This is a genomic window from Mesorhizobium sp. WSM4816, assembly GCF_055811535.1.
In genome coordinates, this window is record NZ_JBVVQR010000003.1 from 84,297 (window position 1) to 108,895 (window position 24,599).

Sequence of the window (24,599 nt, forward strand, 5' to 3'; positions counted from 1 at the left end):
CCGGTGGCACTGAAGACAAAACTTCTGCTGATCATCCTCGACGGCGTGCCTTACCGCAACTGGCGCCGGCTGATGGGCAATCTCGAAGGCTGGGTGCTATCGGGCGAAGCACGTGTCTGGAAGATGCGTTCCGTGCTGCCATCGACCTCGGCCGGCTGCTATGCCTCGATCCACACCGGCGTGGCGCCTCAGGTGCATGGCATTCTGACCAACGAGAACCGGTTCCGCATCGAGCAACCGGATATATTCTCGGAAGTCAGCAAGGCCGGCGGCAAGACCGGCGCGGTTACCCATTCCTACTGGTCAGAATTCTTCCGGGCCTATCCGTTCGATCTGGTCGAGGATATGGAATTCGACGAGCCGGGCGGGCCGATCACGCATGGCCGGTTCCACACCATGACCGGCTACAATGCCCGCAACCAGATGACACCGAGCGACGTCGACCTGTTCGCGACGCTGACGATGCTGATCAGACGCCACGGCATCGACTACGGCATCCTGCATACCTGCACACTGGACTCGATGGGCCACCGCTTCGGCCACGACTGCCACGAGATGGACCACGCCGTTTATGCGATGGACGGCATGCTGGCCACCTTCCTGCCGAGGTGGCGGGAAGCCGGCTACGAGGTGATCGTCACCGCCGATCACGGCCAGACCGATCGCGGCCATCATGGCGGCCATGACGACGAGATGCAGGATTTTGCTCTGTATTATTTCGGACAGGGCAAGGGTCCGGAGGCCGATACGCTGCTCGACCAGCTGCAGCTTGCGCCGACAGTGCTTGCGCGCCTTGGCGTGCCGGTGCCCGCGACAATGAAGGCACGGCCGTTCTTGAGCTGATGGAGGCGACCACCAACCTTCGCGTCCCCCTCTCCCCGTCCCTTACGGGGAGAGGGGAGGGGCAGCGCGAACGCTCAGTGTGAACAGCGAGCGCTGGCGCCGCCCCTCATCCGCCTGCCGGGAACTTCTCCCCGTATAGAGACGGGGAGGAGGAGATCTCTGGCAACGTTGCCGCTCTTCGGCTAGCTTTCAGAGAATCCGGGCGGAAAGCGGTGAACCTTTTTGGGCCGATCAGCGACAGAGCAGAAAGGAGCCAGGCGGCTCGACCGGCCATGACGGCAGCCGCGGAAACCGATCGCGCGCTTGTCGGCCGGGTCGCCAAAGGCGACCGTGCCGCCGTGCGGCTCCTGTTCATGCGCCACCACGCGCGGGTCTACCGCTTCGTGGTGCGCCAGACGGGATCGGAAATGATGGCCGACGATATCGCCAACGAGGTGTTTCTCGAACTCTGGCGCCAGGCGCCCGGCTTCGAGGGGCGCTCGGAAGTCTCGACATGGCTGCTCGGCATCGCCCGCTTCAAGGCGCTGTCGTCGCTGCGCAAGAAAAAGGAAGACTGGATAGACGACGATGACGCGGCCCAGGTCGCCGACGGCGCCGACTCTCCGGAAGTCGTCACCATGAAGGAAGACAAGGGCGCCGCGTTGCGGCGCTTCATCGATGCCTTGCCGGAAGAACACCGCACGGTGATCGACCTTGCCTACTACCACGGACAGTCGGTGAGCGAGATCGGCGAGGTGCTCGGTATCCCGGTCGCCACCGTCAAGACCAGAATGTTCTACGCCCGCAAGAAACTCGGCGAGGCCCTCAAGGCCGCCGGTTACGACAGGGGGTGGCCATGAGCGCCGCTGAAAAGATGTCGCGCCGCGATCAAATGGAAACGCTGCTGCCGTTCTACCTGAATGGCTCGCTGGAAGGTGCAGAGCTCGAAGCCGTCGAGGAATGGCTGGCGACCGACCCGGCAGCGCTTGCCGCACTTGGCGGGGCCGAAGCCGAATTCTCCAGCACCGCTGCATCCAATGAAGCGATCCGTCCGCCGGCCGATGCGCTCAGCCGCTTCGCCCGGGCGCTCGGCGCTGAGGCCGGCCCGGTGCGCGCGCCGGCGGCGTCGTCCTGGCTGGCGCAAGCGTGGGGCCGCTTCACCGCGGTGCCCGCCGGCGTCGCCTGGGCTGCGGCCGCGGCTCTGCTGGCGCTTGTTGTGGTGCAGTCGTTTGAGCAGCCCGGCGGCATCGACAGCGATTTCGAAATTGCCGGCCAGCAAGGCGATCTTGCGAAAATGCCGTTCGCGCTGGTCACGTTCAAGCCGGATGCGAAGATGGCCGACATTGTCGCTTTTCTTGGCGAGCACCAGCTGAAGATTGCCGCCGGCCCGACCGCCGAAGGTGTCTTCCGTCTTGGCATCCCGGCCGCGACCGCAGCCGACTATGAAAAAGTGCTCGGCCTAATTGCCGCCCAGCCTTTCGCGGAGGCTGTGGTCGAGGGAAGGAAACCGGTCGATGGCGCCTAGGGCGGTCATCCGATTTGCGGCGCTGCTCGTGGCGGCGATGATAATCGGCGCTGTGCCGGCCTTGGCGCAGACCAATGATCCGAACCTTACGCAGACTGAAATCGACTGCCTCAACCGAGGGGCGACGGCGGCCGACTGCATCAAGCGCGACACAAAGGATGGCAGCGGCGAAAGGCCCGGCGCTGGTCCTGCCGCGACAAATGCGGTGCTTCTTCCCGCGCTGATCGTCGACCTGTTTCCCAATCCGATCGGCGGCGGCCAAGCGCCGCTGCCGACGCCCGATCCGCGCCGCGATCCGGCCAGCGGTGCGTTGCCGCCGCCGGTCCCGCCTGCCGGTGCGACAGCGATACAAGCCGCTGCGGCGGGCGGCCCGATCGTTTCGCCCAGCGATCTCGTCGCGGCCGAGCCGCCGCGCGCCGTCGTCGGTGATTTCGTGCCGGACGAGGTGCTGGTGACGGTGGAGGGCAATGCCGTCCAGCAGATCGCTGCCTCCTTTGGCCTCGAAGTGCGTTCGCAGCGCCAGTCTCAGTTGCTCGGCGCCACGCTGGTGCGCTTCGGCATTCCCGATGGCCGCCCGGTCGGCGTCGTGCTGGCGCAGCTTGCCGCCGACGGCCGTACTTTGCGGCGCGAGCCCAACCATATCTACTCGCTGCAGCAGGCAGCCACCATCGTCAACTATGCCTTCGAGCGCATTGCGCTCGATGCGAAAGGGGCGAGCGGCGAGAATGTACGCATCGCCGTCATCGACACCGCCATCGACGACACCAATCCAGCGCTCTCCGGCGTCATCGCCGATCAGTTCGACGCCATGCCCGACGTGCCGATCGAGGCGCGCGATCACGGCACCTCGATCGACGGCCTGATCGCCGGCGTCGGCGCGCTCAAAGGCATGGCACCGGGCGCCAGGATCTACCACGCCCGTGCCTTCGAGGGTGGCAAATCGACGATGGACGTCATCCTTGCGGCGCTCGACTGGGCGGCGGAGCAGGACGTCCGCATCATCAATATGAGCTTCGTCGGCCCGAAGAACGACCTGCTCGGCGTCGCCTGCCGCAATGCTCGCGCCTTGGGCATCGTGCTGGTCGCCGCCGCCGGCAACAACGGACCGAAGGCGCCCTACGGCTACCCGGCCGCCTTCGACGGCGTCATCGCGGTGACCGCCACCGATGCCAAGGACGGGCTGATGCAGCAGGCCAATCGCGGCGCCTACGTCTTCCTCTCCGCTCCCGGCGTCGAGATGGTGGCGCCGAGCGGGGCCGGTTCGGATGTGGTCACCGGCACCTCGTTTGCCGCGGCGATCGTCACCGGCGCGATCGCCAATCTGCTGCATGCCGCACCCGACCGTTCCGCCGACTGGGTCGAGAAAGCGCTGGCCGCCACGGCAAGGGATCTCGGCCCCAAGGGGCGGGACAATGATTTCGGCCATGGCCTGTTGGATATCAGGGCGGCCGAGGCGGCGAAGGAGTAAGTCCGCGTGGGAGGTAAAGCGATGAGGGGCGGCGCGAAGCACCCCCCTCTGTCCTGCTGGACTGTCCGGCAGGACGGAGGGGGGCGAACCGCGATGTCGCATTTCCGGCCCCCCGCCAACATTTGACCCTTACGTCGGCGCGCCGGCGACCGATCCCCTGATGACCAGGTCGACCGGCCAGACTTCGCCGCGGGCGCCCTCCTCCGATCCGGAAATCCGCGCCGCCAGCCGCTCGGCGACGCGCGCGCCGGCCAAGCGGATCGACGAACGCGTCGTCGACAACGGCACCGAAAAATTCTCCGGCTTCAGCCAGGGGAAGACGTCGTCGTGGGCGATCAGCGACAGGTCGCCCGGAATGGTCAGGCCGAGATCGCGCACCGCTCGCACGACGCCGAGCGCCATGATCAGGCTGGAGCAGGCGATCGCGGTCGGCGCATCGCTTTGCTCAAGTAAGCGCCTGGCGGCGCGGTAGCCGTTCTCCTCGGTCATGGCGAGGGAACAGACATCGCCTTCGCCAAGCGCCAGACCGCTTGCCGCCAGCGCTCGGCGCACACCACGCTCGCGGTGAATGGCGAAGGTCTCGCGGCCGTCGCCGTTGATCAGCGCCAGCCGCCGGTGACCGAGTTGGACGAGCAGCCGTGCCGCCTCGTGGAAGGCGCCCTCATTGTCGATGTCGGTGAAAGGGTAATCGAAATCGAGCCCTTCGCTGCGGCCATGGACGATAAAGGGGATGCCGAGCGTGCTGACCAGCGCCACCCGCCGGTCGGCCGGCCTCGGCGAGGAGATGTAGACGGCGTCGACCTGCCGGTTGGCGACGATGCGCCGATAGGTCGTCTCCTGATCGCCGGCATCGGCGGGGGACAGCACCAGGTCGAGTTCGTGCGAACGGGCGTAGTCGCCGAGACCGGAGAGGAATTCGACGAAATGCGGGTCGATGTCGACGGCCGCTCCGGTCGGCAAGACATAACCGATCATCCCGGTCTTGCCGGTAGCCAGCCGACGCGCGCTCGGGTTGGGGCGATAGCCGTGGCGCTTGGCGGCGTCGATCACCCGCCGGCGCGTTTCCTCGTTGACTTCCGGGTAGCCGTTCAGCGCGCGGCTTACCGTGGTCTGCGAAAGCGCCAGCATGTGGGAAAGCTGTTTGAGGTTCACCGGAGGCCTCCAAGCCTCAAAGCGCTTTAACTATGGGTCGCTCGCGCCACGGCGGCAAGCGCTACCGATGCGAAGATCATAAGCACCCTTTCTAACCGGTTTGAAGCAAAATTTGCTGTTGCAGCGCCCAAAATGGTGCTGCAGCACACTTTGTTTGCTGTTGCGGCCGTGAAATTAAATCGATTAGTTTACCAGCCTCTTGACTCCTGATTAATTCAATGGCGTGATTGCAAAGACCAAAGCGCTTTGGAAGACTCTTCGAAAGGTTGCGGTTCCCTTCCGAGTGAGTCACAGTCCTGCTGCGTCGGCGGACGGAATGGAGGTTCCGTCCGGTGTCTGTCACCACTGGGAGGGAATACCAATGAGGAAAATGCTTCTGCTGAGCGCCGCCTTTGTGACGCTCGCCCTGGGCGCACCGGCGCAAGCCGAACTGAAGTTCAAGCCGGGCGAAGACCCCCGCTTCAACTGGGCGAATTACGAAGAGCTCAAGAAAGTCGACCTCAAGGGCGAGACGCTGTCGATCTTCGGGCCATGGCGCGGCGAGGACGAGGGCCTCATCCGCACCGTTCTCGACTATTTCTCGGAAGCCACCGGCGCCGAGGTCAAATACTCCTCGTCGGAAAATTACGAACAGCAGATCGTCATCGACACGCAGGCCGGCAGCCCGCCCAACATCGCCGTGCTGCCGCAGCCGGGCCTGATCCAGGACCTGGCGTCCAAGGGCCTGCTGACGCCGCTCGGCGACGACACCGCCAACTGGATCAAGGACAATTACGGCGCCGGCCAGTCATGGGTCGATCTCGGCACCTTCAAGGACAAGGATGGCAAGCCGGGCTTTTTCGCCTTCCCATACAAGGCCGACGTGAAATCGCTGGTCTGGTACTCGCCGGACAATTTCGAGGAAGCCGACTACGAGGTGCCGAAGACGCAGGAAGAGCTCGCCGAGCTCGAAAAGCAGATCATCGCCGACGGCGGCACGCCATGGTGCATCGGGCTCGGTTCTGGCGGCGCCACCGGCTGGCCGGCGACCGACTGGGTCGAGGACATCATGCTGCGCACCCAGACGCCCGAGACCTACGACAAGTGGGTGAAGAACGAGATTCCGTTCAACGATCCGGCGGTGGTCAACGCCATCGACATATTCGGCAAGATCGCGACCGACGACAAGATGGTCGACGGCGGCGCCAAAGCGGTGGCGGCGACCGATTTCCGCGATAGCCCGAAAGGCCTGTTCTCGGTGCCGCCGAAATGCTATCTGCACCACCAGGCGTCGTTCATCCCGACCTTCTTCCCGGAAGGCACCGAGATCGGCCAGGACGCCGACTTCTTCTACTTCCCAGCTTACGCTGCCAAGCCCGACCTCGGCACCCCGGTGCTCGGCGCCGGCACGCTGGCCATGATCACCAAGGATAGCAAGAGTGCCCGCGCGTTCATCGAATTCCTGAAGATGCCGCTCGCCCATGAGATCTGGATGGCCCAGGGCGGCTTTGTGACGCCGTTCAAGTCGGTCAACAAGGACGCCTATGCCAGCGACGCGCTGAAGAAGCAGGGCGAAATCCTCGCCGAAGCCTCGACCTTCCGCTTCGACGGGTCCGACCTGATGCCGGGCAAGATCGGCGCCGGCGCCTTCTGGACCGGCATGATCGATCTCGTCGGCGGCAAGTCCGCCCAGGATGTCGCCACCGACATCCAGAAGAGCTGGGACGCGATCAAGTAGGCGGTCCCGGCTGAACGTCCGATCCTGCATGGATCCGGGCCTCGATGGCCCGGATCCGAACGGCGGCCCGCACAGCAGCAATTTTTATGAGCACATTCCGGCATGACGCGCGACCAGCAAGTGCAAAACCCTGCCTTGCATCCGATCGCGTTCCAAATAACTGAATCGGCCTGTGATCGCATCGCCAAAGTCATTCCCGACTGGCGGATCATGCGCAGAGGGAGGGACCCGTGGCGGCTCAGATTTTCTCGGCCATATTCGTCATCGTCGTCGGCGTCGGCGGCTGCGTCGCCTATTTCTGGGGCGCCAACAAACTGGTGGACATCATCTTCCCGTCGCGCGGCGTTGCAGGTGCGGCGGCCATCGACAATCTGCGCCGGCAGGGGATGATCCGGCCGTGGCTGTTCGTCGGCCCGGCCATGATCATCCTCACCATCTACCTGATCTACCCGGTCGTGGAGACGCTCAGGCTGTCGTTCCTCGATCGCGGTGGCGCCAATTTCGTCGGCTTCGCCAATTATGAATGGGCGTTCGGCGACCGCGAATTCCGCACCTCCATCCTCAACAACATCATCTGGCTGGCGGTCGTGCCTGCCGCCTGCACCTTCCTCGGGCTGATCATCGCCGTCCTCACCGACAAGATCTGGTGGGGCACAATCGCCAAGAGCCTCATCTTCCTGCCGCTGGCCATCTCGTTCGTCGGCGCCAGCGTCATCTGGAAATTCATCTACGAATACCGCGGTGCTGGCCAGACGCAGATCGGCCTGCTCAACGCCATCATCCAATATTTCGGCGGCCAGCCGCAGGTCTGGATATCGCTGCCGTTCTGGAACAATTTCTTCCTGATGATCATCCTGATCTGGATCCAGACCGGCTTTGCCATGGTCATCCTGTCCTCTGCCTTGCGGGGCATTCCCGAGGAGACGCTGGAGGCGGCCGTCATCGACGGCGCCAATCCGTTCCAGATCTTCTGGAAGATCATGGTGCCGCAGATCTGGGGAACGATCGCCGTCGTCTGGACCACCATCACCATCCTGGTGCTGAAGGTTTTCGACATCGTGCTGACGATGACCAACGGCCAATGGAACAGCCAGGTGCTGGCCAATCTGATGTTCGACTGGATGTTCCGCGGCGGCGGCGATTTCGGCCGTGGCGCCACCATCGCCATCATCATCATGATCGCGGTCATTCCGATCATGATCTGGAACATCCGCCAGGCCAACAAAGAGACGGGAGGACATTGAGATGGCCGTCTCGACCGGAAAGTCCTTTGCCAGCCGTTTCGGCGTCCATATCGCGGTCTTCCTCTTCGTCGCGATCTGGACGATCCCGACGCTCGGCATTCTCGTCTCGTCGCTGCGCGACAAGGACCAGATCATCGCCTCGGGCTGGTGGAACTCGTTCGCCAGTTCCACGCAGACGGAAGCGGGGCGGCTGCCACCCGCCTCGGCGCAAGTCGAGAAGGACGGCAAGTTCGTCCTCGAGGGCAACATCTTCGGCGATGATCCGGCCCGCGACATCAGCGCCTTTGGCGTCAAGTCGTCGGCGCCGACGCAATATCCCGCCGGCACCACAGCCGATCTCGGTGACGGCGAGACCTTGCAGCTCAACCCCGACGGCAGTTTCGTCATGACCTCGACCAAGCCGTTCGAGGGCGAGCGTGGCCAGCGCGTCTACTACGCCTCGTCGGCGCCGCCGAAATTCACCACCGACAATTACAATACGGTGCTGTTTTCGGAAGGTATCGGCCGCTCCTTCATGAATTCGCTGACCGTCACCATTCCGGCGACCGTCATCCCGATCCTGATCGCGGCGTTCGCCGCCTATGCGCTGGCCTGGATGCGCTTTCCCGGCCGGGCGTTGCTCATCGCGGTGATCATCGGGCTCCTGGTCGTGCCGCTGCAGATGTCGCTGATCCCGCTGCTGAAGCTTTACAACGGCGTCGGCAGCTTCTTCGGCGTGCCGTCGAAAACCTATCTCGGCATCTGGCTGGCGCATACCGGCTTCGGCCTGCCCTTCGCCATCTATCTCTTGAGAAGCTACATTGCCGGCCTGCCACGAGAAATCATGGAATCGGCGCGCATCGACGGCGCCAGCGATTTCGAGATCTTCGTCAAGATCGTGCTGCCGCTGTCGTTCCCGGTGCTGGCCTCTTTCGCCATCTTCCAGTTCCTGTGGGTGTGGAACGATCTGCTGGTCGCGATGGTTTTCCTCGGCACCGAGGGCGACCAGATCGTGCTGACCGCCAAGCTCAACGCGTTGCTCGGCTCGCGCGGCGGCGACTGGGAGATCCTGACGACATCGGCCTTCATCACCATTGTCGTGCCGCTGATCGTGTTCTTCTCGCTGCAGCGCTATTTCGTCCGCGGGCTGCTCGCCGGCTCGGTGAAGGGAGGTTGAGATCATGCAATCCGCTGTGAAAGCGACGTTGAGTCCCGACTTCGCCGTCGACCGCGACTGGTGGCGAGGTGCCGTGATCTACCAGATCTATCCGCGCAGCTATCAGGACTCGAACGGCGACGGCATCGGCGACCTCAGGGGCATCATCGGCAGGCTGCCCTATATCGCGGCGCTCGGCGTCGATGCCATCTGGATCTCGCCGTTCTTCAAGTCGCCGATGAAGGATTTCGGCTACGACGTATCAGACTATTGCGACGTCGATCCGATGTTCGGCACGCTGGCCGATTTCGACGCCCTGACCGCCGAGGCGCACAGGCTCGGGCTCAAGGTGATGATCGACGAGGTGCTGTCGCATACCGCCGACATCCATCGGTGGTTCAAGGAAAGCCGCTCGAGCCGCACCAACCCGAAGGCCGACTGGTATGTCTGGGCCGACGCCAGGCCCGACGGCACGCCACCCAACAACTGGCTGTCGATCTTCGGCGGTTCGGCCTGGCAGTGGGACACCAGCCGCCAGCAATATTACCTGCATAATTTCCTAGCCGAGCAGCCCGATCTCAACTTCCACAGCCGCGCAGTTCAGGACGCGCTGCTCGATGTCACCCGCTTTTGGCTGGAGCGCGGCGTCGACGGTTTCCGCCTCGACACCATCAATTTCTACTTCCACAGCCAAGGCCTCGAGGACAATCCGCCGCTGCCGCCCGAACAGCGCAACGACCAGACCGCTCCTTCCGTCAACCCCTACAACTACCAGGACCATCTCTACGACAAGAGCCGCCCCGAAAACCTTGGCTTCCTCGAACGCTTCCGCGCCCTGCTCGACGAATATCCGGCGACGGCAGCGGTTGGCGAAGTCGGCGATTCGCAGCGCGGACTGGAGGTGGTGGCGGCCTATACCGCCGGCAGCAAGCGCGTGCACATGTGCTATTCATTCGACTTCCTGGCGCCCGAAAAGATCAGCGCGGCAAAGGTGCGTTCGGTGCTGGAAGCCTTTGGCGAGGTCGCCAGCGACGGCTGGTCGTGTTGGGCCTTCTCCAACCACGACGTGATGCGCACTGCCTCGCGCTGGGCGGCCGGCGAGGCCGACCAGACCGCTTATCTCAAGGTGATCTCGGCGCTGCTGATGTCGCTGCGCGGCTCGGTCTGCATCTACCAGGGCGAGGAACTCGGTCTTGGCGAAGCGGAATTGCAATTCGAGGATCTGCAGGACCCCTACGGCATCCGGTTCTGGCCGGAATTCAAGGGCCGCGACGGCTGCCGCACGCCGATGGTCTGGAATGGCGCCGACGGCAATGGCGGCTTCTCCACGGCAAAGCCCTGGCTGCCCGTGCCTGCCAAGCACCTTTCGCAGGCGGTCGATGTGCAGCAGGGCGACGACAACTCGCTGCTCGAACACTACCGGCGCTTTCTCGCTTTCCGCCGCCTGCATCCGGCGCTGGCCAAGGGCGAGATCGAGTTCATCGAAAGCCAGGGCGATACGGTCGCCTTCACGCGCCGCGAGGGCAATGAGCAGATCGTCTGCGCCTTCAATCTCGGCAGCCGACCGGCCGAAGTCAATCTCGGCGGACGCTCGCTGCAGCCCTTGCCGGGGCACGGGTTTTCGGGACAGACTGACGCCGGCTTTATCCGCCTCGGCGGCTACGGCGCCTGGTTCGGGCGTATCGACTGAATTTGCAATTCACTGGAGGGAACCCATGGCCGATGTCACGCTAAGGCAAGTGAAGAAATCATACGGCAATCTCAACATTCTCCATGGCATCGACCTCGACATAAAGTCGGGCGAGTTCATCGTCTTCGTCGGCCCTTCGGGCTGTGGCAAGTCGACCTTGCTGCGGTCGATCGCCGGGCTTGAGGAAATCACCTCCGGCGAGCTCAAGATCGACGGCGAGGTGGTGAACGACGTGCCGCCGTCGAAGCGCGGCATCGCCATGGTGTTCCAGTCCTATGCGCTCTATCCGCACATGACTGTCTACGACAACATGGCGTTCTCGATGAAGATCGGCAAGGAGAGCAAGGCCGAGATCGACAAGCGGGTGCGCCAGGCGGCGGAAATCCTGCAGCTGACCAAATATCTCGACCGCCTGCCCAAGGCGATGTCGGGCGGCCAGCGCCAGCGCGTCGCCATCGGCCGCGCCATCGTGCGCAACCCCAAGGTCTTCCTGTTCGACGAGCCGCTGTCGAACCTCGACGCGGCGCTGCGCGTCGCCACCCGCATCGAGATCGCCAAGCTCAAGGAATCGATGCCTGCTACAACGATGATCTACGTCACCCACGACCAGGTCGAGGCGATGACGCTGGCCGACCGCATCGTGGTGCTCAAGGAGGGCCATATCGAGCAGGTCGGCACGCCGATGGAACTCTACAAGAGACCCGGCAATCTGTTCGTCGCCCAGTTCATCGGCTCGCCGGCCATGAACATCCTGCCGGCGACGATCGACAAATCAGGCGACCCGACCATCGTCAGTCATGTCGGCGGGCGCAAGGCGACGGTGCCGATCGCCACGCCGGCGTCGGTGAAGGGCGCTGCGGTGAGCTTCGGCGTGCGGCCGGAAGATCTGACGATCGCCACCGGTGCGGATTATCTTTTCGAGGGAACGGTGGATTATGTCGAGCAACTCGGCGAGGTCCAACTCGTCTATGTCGACATCGGTCGCGCCGACCTGCCGCTGGTCACCAAGCTGCCAGGCAATGTCGGGGTCAAGCGCGGCGCTGCGCTGCGCTTGAATGCCGATGCCGGCGACCTGCATATTTTCGATGCCGACGGACATTCATTCACGCTCCACAAAGCGGAAGCAAAGGCAGCCTGAGAGCAGCAGCCGAACTGATGGATGTTTGGTGACCCAAAAACGAGAGCGGCGGGCAAGCCGCCACTCTTGTGCGTTCCGGTCGCTGTTAGAGCGACGTGCGTCCAAGTGGACGCACAAAGGTACGCTCCAACACTTTAAACCTGCGCATCGTGCTTTCCGAAAATCGGAACCGATTTTCGGGCCGATGCGCTAGCGGCCGAACAGGTTCCGGTCGCTGCCCTGCGGGGCGGACTTCTGTACGTCGCCCGACGAGTTGAGCAGCTTGTAGACCGGCGAGCCGGTATTGCGTACCGAAGACGTCTGCGTGTTGTCGACGTTGATGGTCGCCTGCTTGTTGATGTCGGTTCTGCCAAAGTTGTCGCTACCGGCAAAAGCGCCGCCCGCAGCAATCAAAAGCGCGGCGGCGGTAAGAACGATCTTCTTCATTTTCAAAACTCCTGGATTTTCTTGGTTCCGCCAGCCCGGCGGGCAAATGCCGCCGCCGCTGTTGGAACGAACTGTTAGTTGTTGCCGAACAGGTTACGGTCGCTGCCGTTGACGGGTTTCTCGTCAGCCGGAACCGGATTCTGCGCCGAAGCCGAATTCCGAATCGAAGCCGTGTACGAGTTGCTGTCGACCGCAGCGGCCGGCTGGTTGGCGCCGTTCGATCCAAAGTTGTCGCTGCCGGCAAAAGCGCTGCCGGAGATGGCCACAATGGCGGCGGTGGCAAGAATGAGCTTCTTCATTTCAAATACTCCTGAGTTCCTCAGATCCCGAGCGGCGGACCGCCACTTTGCTGTTTGGGACCAGCTGTTAATTGTTGCCGAAAAGGTTGCGGTCGGCGCCCTGGCCAACGGGCTGCTTTTCAGCGTGAGCCGGCGTCTGGACAGAGGCCGTATACGAGCTGTCGACCGCGACGGCCGGCTGGTTGGCGGCTTTGGACCCATAATGGTCGCTGCCGGCAAAGGCGCTGCCGGTGATGGCCAGAGCGGCGACGGCAGCAAGAGCGATCTTTTTCATTTTAGTACTCCAGTATCTTAGTCTTCAGTCCGTCTAGCGGCGTGTCTTGGGAGGATGCGCGCGTCGTTCGGACAGCCCCGATGTGGGAAGGCCATTCGGCGGATTCCAATCACGAAGTTGTTCCGTGTGGACCAAGAATCTACACCTTGAAATTGTACCAGAGGCATCTACTACCATGGTTTTATGTTTCGTTTTCAATATCTTATTCAAAATTAGCCATTCATGAATTGACGGATTGGCGGATTTGCGTTCACAGCATGCTGTACGCATTGTCAACAGAAACGAACCGTTCGGTTCGATTTTAGAAGCGGCTAATAGTCACTTTTGTAAACTGTTAACCTTCCTGGTCTCCGCCGCGGGTCGGATTCGATGTCACGGCAGCCGACAATGGCCGCCGACAAAGTGGGTTTCAGCCCTGTAGATATAAACCTGCAGGTTTCGCCGGCGGTGTCGCGCCGCATGGATACGATGTCGCTTTCATGCCGGCAGTCAGCCGGCCGGCATGATTAGATCACGCCATCTCAGGTGCCGCTTGGTGACGACGAAGCGGAGAATTGGGAAGCCGGTCAGAACCCGGCGCTGCCCCGCAACGGTGGTGGAGTTCAAGTCGCAACGGGAGACCACTGGGCCACAAGCCTGGGAAGGTGTCGCGACGAGTCCGCAAGGACACTCCAGAGCCCGGAAACCAGCCCGAGATTTTCAGACTCGACTGATCGCGGTGGGCGGTCAAGAGGTGGACGATGCACGTCCGGCCCTGTCGCCGGCGTGCAAACGGTCCTCCCTCCATCACCACCAGTTCAGTCCTTACACGAGGACAGGACATGGACGCGCGCAACGACATGCTGAGGCTCTTGCACGGCCGCAGGCAAGGCTATTCGCTCGAGCAGCCCTTCTACACCGATCCAGATTTCTTCAAGCTCGACATGGAGCTGATCTGGTATCGCGACTGGCTGTTCATCGGCCACGATTGCGAGTTGCCAAAAGCTGGCAGCTATATCACCGCCCAGATCGGCGACTATCCGGTCGTGCTGGTCCGCGACCAGCAAGGCAAGATCAATGCCTTCCACAATTCCTGCCGGCATCGCGGCAGCCGTGTCTGCAATGCCGACAAGGGCACTGCGGCGAAGCTGGTCTGCCCCTATCACCAGTGGACCTACGAGCTGGACGGCCGGCTGTTGTTTGCTCGCCAGATGGCAGACGGCTTCGACAAGAGCCAGTTCAGCCTGAAGCCGGTGGCTTGCGAAAGCGTTGCCGGCTACATCTTTATCTGCCTGGCCAACGAGCCGGCCGACTTCGCGCCGATGCGCGCCATGATCGAGCCTTACCTCCTGCCGCACCGGCTGCGCGAGGCAAAAATCGCCTTCGAATCGACCATCGTCGAGAAGGGCAACTGGAAGCTCGTCTGGGAGAACAACCGCGAGTGCTACCATTGCGCCGGCAACCATCCGGAACTCTGCAAGACATTCCCGGAAGCGCCGACCGTGACCGGCGTGCAGGGCGCCGACAGCGATCCAGAGATGCTCGCGCACTGGGCGAAATGCGAGGCGGCGGGTTTGCCGAGCAAGTTCCGCATCGATCCGGCCGGGCAGTATCGCGCCACCCGCGCGCCGCTGCTGCGCGACGCCGTCAGCTATACGATGACGGGAAGACGCGCGGTGAAGAAGAACCTTTCCGACAGCGTTTCGACCGACCGTATCGGCTCGCTGCTGCTCTATCACTATCCGACGAGTTGGAACCATATCCTCGGCGATCATGCCGTCACCTTCCGCGTGCTGCCGATTAGTGCCACGGAAACGGCCGTCACCACCAAATGGCTTGTCCACAAGGACGCGGTCGAAGGCGTCGATTACGACCTCGCCGAACTCACCCATGTCTGGACCGAGACCAACGACCAGGACCGTCGCATTGTCGAGGAAAACGCCTTCGGTATCCTGTCGAAGGCCTATGAGCCCGGCCCCTATTCGGAACTGCATGAGGGCGGCGTCATCCAGTTCGTCGAATGGTACGCCTCCTTCATCGGGCCGCGCCTTGCCGAGGCCGGGCGGCCGGCGCTGCGCAGCGTCGCCTGAACGAGGTCAAGGGGATGAATGCGATGACGGACCTTGGCCTTTACCGCCATCTCGACGAGATGGCGCCCTGGAACGACAGGCTCCAGGTGCTGGAAGTCATCGGCGTCAGCGACGAGGCGCCTGACGTGAAGACCTTCACCTTCCGCTCTGACAACCAGACCTGGTTCCGCTACAGACCGGGGCAGTTCGTGACGCTGGAACTGCCGACCACCGAGGGCCCGATGATGCGGACCTATACGCTGTCGTCCTCGCCGTCGAGGCCGTTCTCGATCGCGGTGACGGTGAAAGCGCAGGCCGGCAGCCTCGGCACCCGCTGGATGTTCGACAATCTGAAACCCGGCGTTCACGTGAAGGCCTATGGGCCGGCGGGCGACTTTTCGCTGCACAGCCATCCAGCGGCCAAGTATCTGTTCATTTCGGCCGGCTCAGGCGTGACGCCGATGATGTCGATGCTGCGCTGGCTGAACGACTGCGCGCCATGGACAGATGTCGGCTTCGTCAACTGCGCGCGAAAGCCCGAGGAGATCATCTTCCGCAAGGAGCTCGAGCTGCTCGGCAGCCGCATGCCGGGCCTGACGCTCGGCTTCATGATCGAGGAGCGGTCCAGCCGTGAGGGCTGGTTCGGCCATATGGGCCGGATCGACGCGATACGGCTGCCGCTGCTGGCCCCCGATTTTCGCGAGCGCGAAATTTTCTGCTGCGGCCCCGACCCGTTCATGCGCGCCGTGCGGCAGATGCTGGAGGCGGCCGGCTTCGACATGGCCAACTACCATCAGGAGAGCTTTGCGGCCCCGGCGGTGGAGGAAATTCCGGCCCCGTTCGGTTCGCCGGCAGAGGGTGGGCCGGCAAAAGGTGGGCCAGCAGAGGGCGGGCTCGAGGTACCTGCCGAGGCCGCAACGCCGATCCGCTTTTCGCTTTCGGATATTGATGCCGAATGCGTTGCCGGCCAGACCGTGCTGCAGACGGCGCGCGCTTCGGGCGTACGCATCCCCGCAGCCTGCGAGTTCGGCCTGTGCGGAACCTGCAAGGTGAAAAAGGTCTCGGGCACGGTCGAGATGAGCCACAATGGCGGCATCCTCGATCACGAGATCGACGACGGCTTCATCCTTGCCTGCTGTTCGAAGCCGCTGACGGCGATCGAGATCGACGCCTGACCGGCGGGGGCTTAAAGCGCGGTTCGGCTGAATGGATATGCGACGCGCTTTAAGTTATTGTTTTGATGCATGTCGTCATCGCAAAACCGCTGCACACTTTTGCGTGACATGCATTAAACCCCGTAGCGTTCGGTGCGGATGAGGCTTGCCGGCACACCGGCATCGATCAGCGCCTGGGCGGCGGCCGACACGAACGCATTCGAGCCGCAGACAAAGGCGAACCTTGGCGGCGCGGGCAGCCGCGGCATCGATTGCTCCATCATCGCGGCATCGACCCGCCGCGAATAGTCTGACGGGCGCCGGGCGGCCTCGCGGGTCAGCGCCAACACCAGATCGAAGCCGTCCCGGCGATCGTGGAAGTCGATCAGCTCGTCGCGAAAGATCACCTCGTCCCATACCCGTGCGGAAAATACCAATGCCACGGGCACCGCCGATCTGCGCGCGGCGCGATGGCGGATCATCGCCATCAGCGGTACCACGCCAGACCCGCCGCCGACTAGCAGAAGCGGGCCGCCGTCGCTGTCGGACCAGACGAAGTGGCCACCGAGCGGTCCGCGCAACTCGACCTCGTCGCCAACCGCCGCGATATCGTGGAAGAAGGGCGAGATCTCGCCATCATCGAGCCTTTCGATCGCCAGCTCGATCGTCTCGCCGGCTTCCGGCGCCGAGGCGATTGAGTAGGAGCGGCGCGCCTGATAGCCGTCCGGCGCCGTCAGCCTGACATCGACATGCTGCCCGGCACGATAGGCGAAGGGCCGCGACGGCTGGAGGAAAAAGCTGGTGACGCGCGGCGTGCGCTTTTCGATGCGGGCGATGGTCACCGGCTGCCAGGGCGACTGCGCCGCCGGCGCGTCGCTCATGGATCGCCCGTATAGCGCTGCTCGCGCCACGGGTCGCCATAGATGTGATAGCCGCGCAGCTCCCAGAAGCCGGGCTCGTCGCGCTCGGTGAACTGCAGGCCGTTCAGCCATTTGGCCGACTTCCAGAAATAGAGATGCGGAACCAGCAGCCGCGCCGGGCCGCCATGGTCCGGCGTGATCGGCTTGCCTTCGTAAAGCAGCGCAACCATCGCCTTGCCGGCAGTGAGATCCTGCGTCGGCACATTGGTTGTATAGCCGTCGAAGGACAGCGCCAGCGTGAAGGCCGTCGGTGGCTCGATACCGGCATCCGCCAGAATATCGTCGACCAGCACGCCTTGCCACGCCGTGTCGAACTTGGTCCACGCGGTGACACAATGGATGTCGCGGGTCATCTTGGTCAAAGGCAGCGCGTTGAACTCTGTCCAGTTCCACGTCTTGATCGGCCGCGGTCCGTGCTTGAGCGTGAACGACCAGTCCTCGGTGCGCACAGGCGGCGTCGGCCCGGCCGACAGCACCGGAAACCCTTGCTCGAGATACTGCCCCGGCGGGATACGCGCATCCGCATCCGTCGGGGGCTTTCGTCCTGAAGAGAAGCCGCGGGTGACCATCGAGACAATCCGTTACAATCCGTTTGCATCAGGCCGCCTGTCGGCCTTCACCCAATGTTGTCAAAGATACTCTGGCGGGCAACCAGATTCTTGGCTTATGCGCCGTCTGTTCGCCTGAGATAACCGGCGGCGATCTCGCGCATCCGTTTGGCGTCGAAGCTTGGTCCATGGCCGCCATGGCCGATGCTGACAGGCAGATCGAGCAGCCGCTGCATGGTTCGGCGATAGGCTGATCGGTCGCAATCCGGCAGGTCGTGGATCAGCAAGGCGTCGTAGATGACGTCGCCGGCGAACAACAGGCCGTCGGCCTCATCGAACAGCGCGATCGAATCCGGCGAATGGCCGGGCAGATGCAGCACCCGGAATTCCCGGTCGCCAAGGTCGACCAGATCGCCCTCGTCAAGCGTCCGCGTCAGCGGGGCCGGCTGGATTCTGTATTCGGCCGCTCTCCAGCCCGGTGCCGGCAGCTTCGAGACGGCGCCGTCGAGATCATGAAACATGTGGGCGTAGGTGACGGCGTTATCCATGCTGTCGAATTGCGCAGCACTCATCCTCGGCCCGGCTCGCAGCGGGAATTCGTGCAGCGAGCCGACATGGTCGAGGTGGATATGGGTGGCGACGACGAGCAGCGGCTTGCCATCAGGCGTGTCGATCTCCGGCGCCAGCGGGCAAATCCCCATGCCGGTGTCGACAAGCAGGTCGACGTCGCGGCCGCGCAGATGCCAGATGTTGGCGCGCACGAAATCATGCACGAACGGCTCGGTCAGCATCGTCGTATCGGCGTCGATGACGGTCTTGCTGAACCAGTCACGCATCACGAAGATTCCGGCATCAGAAGCGAGCCGGCTCAGACGAACGGCTTTCCGACCTTGTACTTTTCGGGAACCAGCCGCTTCAGATAGGCCATTCCTGCGTCGGAGAGCTGGTTGGCATCCGGCAGCATGAAATCGTCGGGCATGTGACGGGTCTTGCCGGCAACGTTTTTCAGCGGCACCTTGTTCAGCACGGTTTTCTCGCCGTCATATTGCAGTGCCACCGAGCCGCCGCCCTGTTCGGCGACAGCGACCGCAAAGACGCCGGCATCGAAGGCTTCCTGCGCATCCACGGCGTTGATGGCGCCGACATAGCCGCGCGGCATGTAGCCGAGCGCATCGACGCGTGCCCGCTTGCCCGGCAATCCTTCGGCCAGCGCGCGCTCGAGGGCGGCCGGCAGGTCGCTGCCCGACAGCTTGACGTTGCCATGCGCATCGCGCTCCAGTTTGTCCGGCGGGACAAGACTTTCGACCAGCGCCTTGCCGTCGGCTGTGCTGACGCCTTCGGAGACTGCGACGATGCAGCGCTTGTGGCGATCGAGCGTGGCGCGCACGTCGTCGATAAATGCTGAAGCCGAGAACGGTCGCTCCGGCACATAAACGAGGTGCGGGCCGCTGTCGGGATCAAGCTGCCATGCGGCGGCGGCGGCGGTGAGGAAACCGGCATGCCGGCCCATGACGATGCCGACATAGATGCCGGGCAGAGCACGGAAATCGAGGTCGACCGAGAGAAAGGCGCCGGCGACGAACTCGGCTGCCGAAATGAAGCCGGGCGTGTGGTCGTTCTCCTCGAGATCGTTGTCGATGGTTTTCGGCGCATGGACGAATGCCATCTTGCCGCCGGCGGCGTCGGTCAGGATCTGCTGCGTGCCCGACGTGTCGTTGCCGCCGATATAGATGAAGGCGTCGGCGCCGGCCTTCTTCAGGCCGTTGAGGATGATCTCGCAATAGGCGTCATCCGGCTTGTCGCGGGTCGAGCCAAGCGCGGCGCTCGGCGTTGCCGCAATCAGCCGCAGCCGATCATCCGGAATGGCCGAGAGATCGACATAGTTGCCGTCACGAACGCCGCGCACGCCATGGATGGAGCCCAGGACCTTGGCGCCGGGATGCCGCTTGCGGATCTCGAGTGTGGCGCCCACCACCGTCTGGTTGATGACGGCGGTCGGGCCGCCGCCTTGCGCGATGACAAAAGTTCCGGACATGCTTCACGTCTCCCGAGCAGTGGCTTTGCAGGGCACATTCGCCTGTCTTGCGAGATCGCGCAACGGGAGAGTCGAGCGGCCGCGCCAGCAGCCTCGAGTCCAGACGATGACCGGGAGGGTCAGACGACGACGACCGGGTTCTTCCTCGAGACGCGGCTGTAGAGGTCGATGATATCCTGGTTGATCAGGCGAACGCAGCCCGACGACATCGCCTGGCCGATGCTCCACCATTCGGGCGACCCGTGGATGCGGTAGCCGGTGTCCTGGCCGTTCTGGTAGATGTACAGCGCACGCGCGCCGAGCGGGTTGTCGAGGCCGCCGGGCTGCCCGGCCTGCCATTTCACCAGTTCCGGCTTGCGGGCGATCATCTCGGCCGGCGGCCTCCAGGTCGGCCATTCCTTGCCGTACTGGATGTTGGCGCGGCCGGACCAGCGAAAGCCTTCCTTGCCGATGCCGACGCCGTAACGGATCGCGTCACCGCCGGGCTGCACCAGGTAGAGCAGCCGCTCCTGCGAATGGACGACGATGGTGCCGGGCTGCTCGCCGGTCGGGTCGACGACGATCTGGCGGCGGAACTCCGGCTTGACCTTGAGGTAGGGCACTTCCGGCAGCGTGAAGCCGCCGTCGGTGACGGAGGCATACATCACACCAGGGCTGGTGATGTTCTTGTCGACGCTGATGCTCGGGCGGACAGGGGTGATCGCGCCGGTGGTGACGGCGTCGAGTTGCAGCGCCGACAGGTCGAGCGTCTGGCTGCAGCCGGCGACGCCGAGCAGCGCCAGCGCACTGGCGCCGGACAACACTGCGCGGCGGGAAAGCTGGATTTCGGAAATTTCGATTTCGTCGCCATTGTGCGGCGGCGTCAGACCTTGCGGCAACTCACGCATCTACCCAAACCCTACGCTGTCGGCGGGAAACACGGTCCGGCCGGATAGAGTGCATTTTCACCAATCATGGTTGAAAAAGCGTGAAGAACCGTTGCCGATGTTAACCTAGGGGCATTTTCGATTTTTGCCCTTTACATCTTCGCGAGCCCAAGGATTTATCCTCTTCTTTGAGCTCAAGGAGACGAGCATGTCCTTCGAAAACTGGGCTGCCTTTGCCGCCGCCTCGACGATCCTTCTTGTGATTCCCGGCCCGACTATCCTTCTGGTCGTGTCCTATGCGCTCGGCCAGGGCTGGCGCACCGCGCTGCCGATGGCGGTTGGCGTGGCGTTTGGCGATTTTACCGCGATGACGCTGTCGATGCTTGGCATCGGCGCGCTGCTGGCGGCGTCGGCCACCGTGTTCACGGTGCTGAAGGTGGTCGGCGCCGGCTATCTGATCTATCTCGGCATAAAGCTGTTTCGCGCCGGTGGCACGCTCAAGGCCGAGCCGCGCCTGGATGCGGTGTCCTCGGCCAAGATGACGGCGCATGCCTGGCTGGTCACCGCGCTCAATCCGAAAAGCATCACCTTCTTCGTCGCCTTCCTGCCGCAGTTCCTCGACCGGCATGCCGATTTCTGGACGCAGATGCTGATCTTCGAGACGACTTTCCTGGCGCTCGCCTTCGCCAATGCCTTCGGTTACGCGCTGATCGCCGCAAGGGCACGCAACGTCGTTCGCAACCCGAAGGCGATCCGCATCTTCAACCGCACCGGCGGCACGCTGCTGGTCGGCGCCGGTATCGCCACAGTGGCGATGCGCTCGGGCAATTGAGGACATGACGTGGCAGCCAGGGACGCATTCGGGCTGACGTTTTCGGGCGCGACTGAGGCCGGGTTCTCGTCTTACAGCCAGGCCGTGCGCGAACTGCAATGCTTCATCGGCGATCCGGTCGGCTCGGTCGATCGCGCCATCGCCGAGGATCCCGGCTTCGTCATGGCGCATGTGTTCAAGGGCTATCTCTTCGGCCTCGCCACCGAGCGCGAGGCGGCAGCCGTGGCCAGGACATGCCACGAGGCGGCACTGCCGCTTGCCGCCACGCCGCGCGAGCAGGCGCATGTCGCAGCACTTGGCCATCTTGCCGCAGGATGCTGGCATGAAGCCGCTCGTCTGCTCGAGAATATCGCCATCGAGTTTCCGCTCGATGCGCTGGCGCTGCAGACCGGGCACCAGATCGATTTCTTCACCGGCAATGCCCGCATGCTGCGCGACCGCATCGGCCGCGCGCTGCCGTCGTGGCAAAGCGGCATGCCGGGCTACCACGCCGTACTCGGCATGCAGGCGTTCGGACTGGAGGAAATGGGCGACTATGCGCGCGCCGAAAAGCTTGGCCGCATGGCAGTCGACATCGAGCCGCGCGACGGCTGGGCGCAGCACGCCGTCGCCCATGTCATGGAAATGCAGAGCCGGCAAAGGGACGGCATCGCTTGGATGCGCGCCAACCCCGACGCGTGGACGCGTGAAAGCTTCCTGAAAGTGCATAATTGGTGGCATCTGGCGCTGTTCCACTATGATCTCGGCGAGACCGACGAGGTGTTGGCGCTCCATGACGGCCCGATCTACGGCGAGCGCTCGACGCTGGCGCTCAACATGGTCGACGCCTCGGCGATCCTGTGGCGGCTGCATCTCGGCGGCGTCGATGTCGGCGGCCGCTGGGCGGCGCTCGCCGCCAACTGGGCGAAGGCCAGCGCCGGCAACTATGCCTTCAACGATGCCCACGCAATGATGGCCCTCGTCGGCGCCGGCCAAGAGACGCCGGCTCGCACCTTGCTCGAAACACAGCGCGAGGCCATGCACGCCAACGACGACAACGCCGCCTTTACCCGGGATGTCGGCCATCCCCTGACGCTCGCCATCAAGGCGTTCGGCGACGGCAATTTTGCCGAGACGGTCCGCCTGATCCGACCCATCCGGGCGATCGCCCACCGCTTCGGCGGCAGTCATGCGCAACGCGACGTCATCGACCTGACGCTGATCGAGGCGGCGCTGCGGTCGGGCGACCGTGCGTTGGCAAGGGCACTTGCCGCGGAACGCGCGCTGGCGCGGCCCGCCAGCCCGCTGTCGGCGCTGCTTTCGCGGCGCGCTGCCGATTTGTCGGAGAATTGACCGGAGGCGGATCTTGTCTTAAAAACGCCAAGTCAGATTTTTTCGAGATCCGAAAAAATTAATGGCAATGGGAGGACACCATGTATCTCGGCCTCGATCTGGGCACGTCGGGCGTCAAGGCGCTGTTGATCGATGCCGGGCAGAGCATCATCGGCTCCGGCCACGCGTCACTCGACGTGTCGCGGCCGCACCCCGGCTGGTCGGAGCAGAACCCCGCCGAGTGGATCCGCGCCTGCGAGGGAGCGATCGTCGAGCTCAAGGTTTCTCATCCAGAACAGCTCGCCGCCGTCAAAGGAATCGGCCTCTCCGGCCAGATGCATGGCGCTACATTGCTCGATGCCGGCGACCAGGTGCTGCGCCCCTGCATCCTGTGGAACGACACGCGCAGCCATGCCGAGGCCGCCAAGCTCGACGCCGACCCGCGCTTTCGCAAGCTGACCGGCAACATCGTGTTTCCCGGTTTCACCGCGCCAAAGCTGGTCTGGGTGAGAAACAATGAGCCGGATATTTTCGCCAAGGTGACAAAGGTCTTGCTGCCAAAGGATTTTCTGCGGCTCTGGCTCACCGGCGAGCATATTTCGGAGATGTCGGACTCGGCCGGCACGTCCTGGCTCGATGTCGGCAAGCGAGGCTGGTCATCCGACTTGCTTTCCGCCACGTCGCTCGATGAGAAGCAGATGCCGTCACTGGTCGAAGGCACTGAGAAGGCCGGCGCCCTGCGCAGCGAACTGGCCTCGAAATGGGGGATGCAGGCGGGCATCCCGATCGCCGGCGGCGCCGGCGACAATGCGGCGTCGGCCTGCGGCATGGGCACGGTCGCCGCCGGCCAGGCCTTTGTCTCGCTTGGCACGTCAGGCGTGCTGTTTGCCGCCAATGCGTCCTATCTGCCCAACCCGGAAAGCGCGGTGCACACATTCTGCCACGCGCTGCCCGACACCTGGCACCAGATGGGCGTCATCCTGTCGGCAACCGATTCGCTCAACTGGCTGTCCGAGATTTCAGGCAAAGGCGCCGGCGAGCTGACCGCCGAGCTCGGCGATACGCTGAAGGCGCCGACCGGCGTGTCCTTCCTGCCCTATCTCTCGGGCGAGCGCACCCCGCACAATGATTCGGCCATTCGCGGCTCGTTTACCGGGCTTGCGCATGAATCGAGCCGCGCCGTGTTGACCCAGGCCGTGCTGGAGGGCGTGGCTTTCGCCTTCCGCGACAGTCTCGAAGCCCTGGCCAAGGCCGGCACGACGCTGACGCGGGTGACGGCGATCGGCGGCGGCTCGCGCTCGCACTACTGGCTAAAGGCAATCGCCACCGCGCTCGGCCTGCCCGTCGACATTCCCGCCGACGGCGATTTCGGCGCCGCCTTCGGTGCAGCGAGGCTTGGCCTGATCGCGGCGACGGGCGCCGATCCGCTCAGAGTGTGCACGGCGCCGGCCACCGATGCCACAATCGAACCGGTCGCCGCGCTAAGCAACGCCTATGCGGATGCCTATCAGCGCTACCGCTTGCTTTACCCAGCTATAAAGGCGGCCACGGCGTGAGTGGTTTCACACCCCCGCCGCGGCCCGAGTCACTGTGCCGGGACCTTGTCGAGAAAGCCGGTGACGCTTTTCAGGCGGCCATTCTCGACGACGCCGATGTCGGTGCCTTCGATGACGGAATCGGTGCCTTCCGGCCCGAGATTCCACGAGAAGCGGATCGTGTCACCAAACCCGTCCGGCTTGCCCTTCAGCGAGAACCGGAAGCCGGCAAAACGTTTTTGGACACCATCGATCAGTGCGGCGAGGCCATTGTGGCCGTCTCCCTGCATGATCGGATCGCGGTAGCTGACGTCATCGGTGAAGGCCGCCTTGAGCAAGGCTTGCCGGCGCGCGGCGTCGCTCTCGTTCCAGGCGGCGATGTAGTTTTCGGCGATCGTGTTGAGGTCGGTCATGGTCTGTCTCCGTTGTTGATTGGCTTTGACATGACCTTTTTCATCCA

The 24,599-nt window shown here is 63.6% G+C and carries 24 protein-coding genes and 1 riboswitch; of the genes, 14 read left to right on the forward strand and 10 right to left on the reverse strand.

Annotation, left to right across the window (positions count from 1 at the left end):
- The first annotated feature begins 3 nt into the window (after positions 1-3).
- From AC0L3H_RS04645 to AC0L3H_RS04660, 4 genes are all read left to right on the forward strand, one after another.
- Positions 4-843 carry an alkaline phosphatase family protein gene (locus tag AC0L3H_RS04645; RefSeq protein ID WP_473584667.1) on the forward strand — a complete coding sequence of 280 codons (840 nt, stop codon included), beginning with the start codon at positions 4-6 and terminating at the stop codon, positions 841-843.
- A gap of 272 nt (positions 844-1,115) precedes the next feature.
- Complete coding sequence (locus AC0L3H_RS04650; RefSeq protein ID WP_027151444.1) at positions 1,116-1,682, forward strand: sigma-70 family RNA polymerase sigma factor; 567 nt, start codon at positions 1,116-1,118, stop codon at positions 1,680-1,682.
- The gene (locus AC0L3H_RS04655) at positions 1,679-2,347 is read left to right on the forward strand and encodes an anti-sigma factor (protein ID WP_473584668.1); all 669 of its coding nucleotides are present in this window, start codon (positions 1,679-1,681) and stop codon (positions 2,345-2,347) included. Before AC0L3H_RS04650 ends, AC0L3H_RS04655 begins: the two co-directional genes overlap by 4 nt.
- The gene (locus AC0L3H_RS04660; protein ID WP_473584669.1) at positions 2,337-3,815 is read left to right on the forward strand and encodes a S8 family serine peptidase; all 1,479 of its coding nucleotides are present in this window, start codon (positions 2,337-2,339) and stop codon (positions 3,813-3,815) included. The genes AC0L3H_RS04655 and AC0L3H_RS04660 overlap by 11 nt, the downstream gene beginning before the upstream one ends.
- A gap of 129 nt (positions 3,816-3,944) precedes the next feature.
- On the opposite strand, the gene AC0L3H_RS04665 is transcribed toward AC0L3H_RS04660, so the two are convergent.
- Positions 3,945-4,967 carry a substrate-binding domain-containing protein gene (locus AC0L3H_RS04665; protein WP_473584670.1) on the reverse strand — a complete coding sequence of 341 codons (1,023 nt, stop codon included), beginning with the start codon at positions 4,965-4,967 and terminating at the stop codon, positions 3,945-3,947.
- Positions 4,968-5,328: 361 nt separating this feature from the next.
- Between AC0L3H_RS04665 and AC0L3H_RS04670 the strand changes: the two genes are divergently transcribed.
- From AC0L3H_RS04670 to AC0L3H_RS04690, 5 genes are all read left to right on the forward strand, one after another.
- Positions 5,329-6,684 (forward strand): ABC transporter substrate-binding protein, encoded by a 1,356-nt coding sequence (locus AC0L3H_RS04670; RefSeq protein WP_473584671.1) that lies wholly within the window; start codon positions 5,329-5,331, stop codon positions 6,682-6,684.
- Between the two features lie 230 nt (positions 6,685-6,914).
- Entirely contained in the window at positions 6,915-7,928 is a 1,014-nt protein-coding gene (locus AC0L3H_RS04675; RefSeq protein ID WP_023796848.1) for a carbohydrate ABC transporter permease, read from the forward strand.
- 1 nt (position 7,929) lies between these two features.
- A complete protein-coding gene (locus tag AC0L3H_RS04680) occupies positions 7,930-9,084 on the forward strand; it encodes a carbohydrate ABC transporter permease (protein WP_027151438.1) in 1,155 nt (384 codons plus the stop codon).
- Between the two features lie 4 nt (positions 9,085-9,088).
- Positions 9,089-10,753 (forward strand): beta-galactosidase BglA, encoded by a 1,665-nt coding sequence (gene bglA, locus AC0L3H_RS04685; protein WP_473584672.1) that lies wholly within the window; start codon positions 9,089-9,091, stop codon positions 10,751-10,753.
- Between the two features lie 25 nt (positions 10,754-10,778).
- A complete protein-coding gene (locus AC0L3H_RS04690; protein ID WP_473492676.1) occupies positions 10,779-11,891 on the forward strand; it encodes an ABC transporter ATP-binding protein in 1,113 nt (370 codons plus the stop codon).
- Positions 11,892-12,080: 189 nt separating this feature from the next.
- On the opposite strand, the gene AC0L3H_RS04695 is transcribed toward AC0L3H_RS04690, so the two are convergent.
- The 3 genes from AC0L3H_RS04695 to AC0L3H_RS04705 form a co-directional block, all read right to left on the reverse strand.
- Positions 12,081-12,317: a DUF680 domain-containing protein gene (locus AC0L3H_RS04695; protein ID WP_023796852.1), complete on the reverse strand. Its 237-nt coding sequence runs from the start codon at positions 12,315-12,317 to the stop codon at positions 12,081-12,083.
- Positions 12,318-12,391: 74 nt separating this feature from the next.
- Positions 12,392-12,616 (reverse strand): DUF680 domain-containing protein, encoded by a 225-nt coding sequence (locus AC0L3H_RS04700; protein ID WP_023796853.1) that lies wholly within the window; start codon positions 12,614-12,616, stop codon positions 12,392-12,394.
- A gap of 67 nt (positions 12,617-12,683) precedes the next feature.
- Positions 12,684-12,890, reverse strand: coding sequence for a DUF680 domain-containing protein (locus AC0L3H_RS04705; protein WP_473584673.1), 207 nt, complete (start codon positions 12,888-12,890; stop codon positions 12,684-12,686).
- Positions 12,891-13,396: 506 nt separating this feature from the next.
- A riboswitch (cobalamin riboswitch) is annotated at positions 13,397-13,598 on the forward strand.
- Positions 13,599-13,711: 113 nt separating this feature from the next.
- Here AC0L3H_RS04705 and AC0L3H_RS04710 point away from each other — a divergent pair.
- Both AC0L3H_RS04710 and AC0L3H_RS04715 read left to right on the forward strand, forming a co-directional pair.
- On the forward strand, positions 13,712-14,959 hold the full coding sequence (locus AC0L3H_RS04710) for an aromatic ring-hydroxylating oxygenase subunit alpha (protein WP_473584674.1): 1,248 nt from the start codon (positions 13,712-13,714) through the stop codon (positions 14,957-14,959).
- A gap of 23 nt (positions 14,960-14,982) precedes the next feature.
- Positions 14,983-16,113: an FAD-binding oxidoreductase gene (locus tag AC0L3H_RS04715; protein WP_473584675.1), complete on the forward strand. Its 1,131-nt coding sequence runs from the start codon at positions 14,983-14,985 to the stop codon at positions 16,111-16,113.
- 113 nt (positions 16,114-16,226) lie between these two features.
- On the opposite strand, the gene AC0L3H_RS04720 is transcribed toward AC0L3H_RS04715, so the two are convergent.
- The 5 genes from AC0L3H_RS04720 to AC0L3H_RS04740 form a co-directional block, all read right to left on the reverse strand.
- The gene (locus AC0L3H_RS04720) at positions 16,227-16,973 is read right to left on the reverse strand and encodes an FAD-binding oxidoreductase (protein ID WP_473584676.1); all 747 of its coding nucleotides are present in this window, start codon (positions 16,971-16,973) and stop codon (positions 16,227-16,229) included.
- The gene (locus AC0L3H_RS04725) at positions 16,970-17,581 is read right to left on the reverse strand and encodes a molybdopterin-dependent oxidoreductase (RefSeq protein WP_128170384.1); all 612 of its coding nucleotides are present in this window, start codon (positions 17,579-17,581) and stop codon (positions 16,970-16,972) included. Before AC0L3H_RS04725 ends, AC0L3H_RS04720 begins: the two co-directional genes overlap by 4 nt.
- Positions 17,582-17,676: 95 nt before the next feature.
- Positions 17,677-18,396, reverse strand: a complete 720-nt coding sequence (locus AC0L3H_RS04730; protein WP_473584677.1) for an MBL fold metallo-hydrolase — start codon at positions 18,394-18,396, stop codon at positions 17,677-17,679.
- A 32-nt stretch (positions 18,397-18,428) separates the two neighbouring features.
- Positions 18,429-19,595: a diphosphate--fructose-6-phosphate 1-phosphotransferase gene (locus AC0L3H_RS04735; RefSeq protein ID WP_473584678.1), complete on the reverse strand. Its 1,167-nt coding sequence runs from the start codon at positions 19,593-19,595 to the stop codon at positions 18,429-18,431.
- Between the two features lie 119 nt (positions 19,596-19,714).
- Positions 19,715-20,482 (reverse strand): L,D-transpeptidase, encoded by a 768-nt coding sequence (locus tag AC0L3H_RS04740; RefSeq protein ID WP_473584679.1) that lies wholly within the window; start codon positions 20,480-20,482, stop codon positions 19,715-19,717.
- Between the two features lie 187 nt (positions 20,483-20,669).
- Between AC0L3H_RS04740 and AC0L3H_RS04745 the strand changes: the two genes are divergently transcribed.
- From AC0L3H_RS04745 to xylB, 3 genes are all read left to right on the forward strand, one after another.
- The gene (locus AC0L3H_RS04745) at positions 20,670-21,293 is read left to right on the forward strand and encodes a LysE family translocator (RefSeq protein WP_023796862.1); all 624 of its coding nucleotides are present in this window, start codon (positions 20,670-20,672) and stop codon (positions 21,291-21,293) included.
- A gap of 9 nt (positions 21,294-21,302) precedes the next feature.
- Positions 21,303-22,625 (forward strand): tetratricopeptide repeat protein, encoded by a 1,323-nt coding sequence (locus AC0L3H_RS04750; RefSeq protein ID WP_473584680.1) that lies wholly within the window; start codon positions 21,303-21,305, stop codon positions 22,623-22,625.
- Positions 22,626-22,705: 80 nt separating this feature from the next.
- Positions 22,706-24,160 carry a xylulokinase gene (xylB, locus tag AC0L3H_RS04755; protein ID WP_473584681.1) on the forward strand — a complete coding sequence of 485 codons (1,455 nt, stop codon included), beginning with the start codon at positions 22,706-22,708 and terminating at the stop codon, positions 24,158-24,160.
- A 29-nt stretch (positions 24,161-24,189) separates the two neighbouring features.
- Here the strand turns inward: xylB and AC0L3H_RS04760 are convergent, their stop codons facing one another.
- A complete protein-coding gene (locus AC0L3H_RS04760) occupies positions 24,190-24,552 on the reverse strand; it encodes a nuclear transport factor 2 family protein (RefSeq protein ID WP_236377944.1) in 363 nt (120 codons plus the stop codon).
- Between the last annotated feature and the right edge of the window lie 47 nt (positions 24,553-24,599).